The organism is Mesorhizobium sp. M2C.T.Ca.TU.002.02.1.1 (genome assembly GCF_003997225.1).
The window spans coordinates 1-2712 of the sequence record NZ_RZTO01000809.1; the positions used below are offsets into that span (position 1 = coordinate 1).

The 2712-nt window shown below is 61.4% G+C and carries 3 protein-coding genes; all 3 read right to left on the reverse strand.

All coding sequences use genetic code 11. The annotated features are described in order from the left end of the window. Positions 1 to 1192, reverse strand: a 1192-nt coding sequence (locus EOD07_RS29750) for a GMC family oxidoreductase (RefSeq protein ID WP_164772662.1), incomplete at its 3' end; no start/stop codon positions are given. Positions 1193 to 1195: 3 nt separating this feature from the next. Then, positions 1196 to 1924, reverse strand: coding sequence for a gluconate 2-dehydrogenase subunit 3 family protein (locus EOD07_RS29755; RefSeq protein WP_127237872.1), 729 nt, complete (start codon positions 1922 to 1924; stop codon positions 1196 to 1198). 287 nt (positions 1925 to 2211) lie between these two features. Then, positions 2212 to 2517 carry a ribbon-helix-helix domain-containing protein gene (locus EOD07_RS29760; protein WP_127237873.1) on the reverse strand — a complete coding sequence of 102 codons (306 nt, stop codon included), beginning with the start codon at positions 2515 to 2517 and terminating at the stop codon, positions 2212 to 2214. Positions 2518 to 2712: the final 195 nt, after the last annotated feature.

Sequence of the window (2712 nt, forward strand, 5' to 3'; positions counted from 1 at the left end):
GAATGCAGTTGATGCCGGCGCCGCCGACGAAGTCGAGGCCGCCATGATCGAAGGCATCGCCATTAAAATCGTCGATCGTCTGGCCGAGCGCGCCGGCCGCGATGAAAGGATTGAAGTTCTTGTCGTCGTAGAACACCTGCACGCCGGCATTGGTCTGGTAGCAGTAGTTGCGTCCGACCGTTCCCTCGCCGGTGTTGGGATCGTAAATCTTGCCGATACCGGACAGCATCATCAGCCGCACATTGTGCAGGCCGTAGGCGCACAGAAGCACGAGATCGGCCGGCTGGAAATATTCCTCGCCGGAGGAGTCAATGTAGGTCACGCCGCGCGCGGACTTGCCGCCGGAGGCAAGGTCGACATGCAGCACTTCGCTGTCGGTGCGGACCTCGAAATTGGCCTTCTTCATCAGCACCGGCAGGATGGTCGTCTGGGCGCTCGACTTGGAGTAGTTGGCGCAGCCGAAGCGTTCGCAGAAACCGCAGAACGTGCATTGGCCAAGCGTGATGCCGAGTGGATTTGTGTAGGCGCGCGACATGTTGGCCGACGGGGTCGGGAACGGATGCAACCCCATCGACCTGCCAGCCTCGGCAAAGAGCGTGGGCGCATAGGTCATCTGCATCGGCGGGTTCGGGTAATCGCGCGCCCGCGGGTCCTCGAACGGGTTGCCGCCTTCCTGCAATTGGCCCTTGATGTTGCCGGCCTTGCCGGAGATCCCGGCCAGATACTCGAACTGATCGTAATAAGGCTCCATATCGGCGCCGGTAACGCCCCAGTCCTCGACCTGGAGATCGGCTATCCGGGCCGCGCCATATTTATTCGTCAGATTGGTCTTGGTCTTGAAGTCGGAATCCCAGAACCGCCAGGTGTGGCCGTTCCAATGGACACCGGCGCCGCCGACGCCATTGCCCGGCAGGAACGAGCCGAAATCGCGCATAGGCAGCGCCGTCTGCGAGGGGTCGTTGCGCATCGTCATGGTTTCGACGACCGGTTGCAGGAAGAGGTCGCGACGGATCGAGTAGCGCAACTCATCCTGCGCATAGCCGATGTTGAAATCGGTCGCGGTATCCCGCCAGGGACCGCGCTCGATGGCAAGCACGTCCAGCCCCTGATCCGTCAGCTCATTGGCAAGGATCGCGCCCGTCCAGCCGAGACCGACGATGACGACATCCTTGCGCGGCAATATCCTTGTCATCGGTCAGGCTCCCTTGCCGAGCCATTCCGGACGCCCGGTGATCGAAACCGGCGGCTGCGGATATGGCTGATTGTGCTTGGCAACGTGATCGCGGTAGTCGTAGCGGGCGCCCGGAAAGCCAAGCATGCGCCACGACACCATGTCCTTGTTGCCGCCATAGACCGGGTCGGCGAAGAAGCCTTCCATCGTGTTCTGCAGCATCAGTCCGAAGAATCCAGGGCCCTTGACCCCATTGGGCAGCTCGATCTTGCCCGTCTCCATCGCAGTCAGGAACGCATCCTGATCCTCGGGCTTGAGCTCCACGAACGTCTTGCCGTCGCGTTGCTTGAGGAATGCGTCGATGGCCGCAAGTCCGGCGCGATAGCGCTGCGCCGGGTTGGCTTCGCCCTGGTAGCCTTGTGTCGGCAATGCCGGCTTGAACGGCCCTTGCGTGTAGAGCCGGCTCGATGTCCCGAAGGCGCCCACCAACTGCCGGTCGATGTAGACGGCGCAGCCGGCTTCCTTGCCGCCGATGCTGAGGTCGTCATGCGGGATGAGCCTGTCGACGATGGCCTCGACCAGAGCCGCTTCCTGCGGCGTGAAGAACTGCCATCCGCCGGGGATGACCCGCGCCGGCGGATCCGAAGCCATCGGCTCCCAGGGCAGGGCACCCGAGATCGTTCGCGCGAAGCTCACGGCCGGAGCCGTGATCGTCAGCATGGCGACAGAGGAGAGGAAAAGACGCCGATTCATCCTGATAGGATAGCGATGGCTCATATTAGGTGCCTCGAAAATAAAGGTGCCTGCCCCGGGAAATCACGCCCAAGTTAAAGATGACGGAAACTGTAAAGCTCAAGCCGCATAGCTCGATTTGTTGCCAGCCTGCGGAAAGATAGACTGTCCGTCAAGCGCATCGTCAATCGTTGGTTAGGCCTGCCGCCGTTGTCCGTTGTGCCTGTATTTTAGATGGACGCAATAACCTGTAGGCGCGCGGATCGCTCCGCCGCCTGGCCTGTCCCGGGGTTCATCCGTGCCGTTGGTTAGGCGGCTTCCCGCTTCAACGCGGCCTGGTCCTCGACGCTGGGCCGGTGGCCCCGCAGATAAAGCGCGCAGGTCGTGCGCAGCATGGAAGCGAAGTTCGGGATCTGGCCGTTGATCTCGATCGCCTCGTCATAGAGCTTCGAGATGAACTTCGGGGTCGTCAGTCCCTGGCTCTCGGCGATCTCGTCGAGCAGACCCCAGAACGTCGCCTCGAGCTGGATGCTGGTCGAATGGCCGTCAATGCGGATCGACCTGTTGATCTGCCGGTAGCCTTCCGGATCCTGTCCGGCAAAGACTCTGCACATCGCTACCTCCCGTTGTTGTTTGTCTTGGGCGCCGATTGAGTTGGTTGGCGCCTTTTTTTGACACTGCCTGCGCTTGTCATTTTCGATCCGATAGCCGCCGACGGCAATCAGACTTTCGTCCTTACGCGCGGCGAGACTACCCATTTTCAAGCCGCACACGTGGTAATCGGCTGCCACCACCATTTTTCGCCGGCG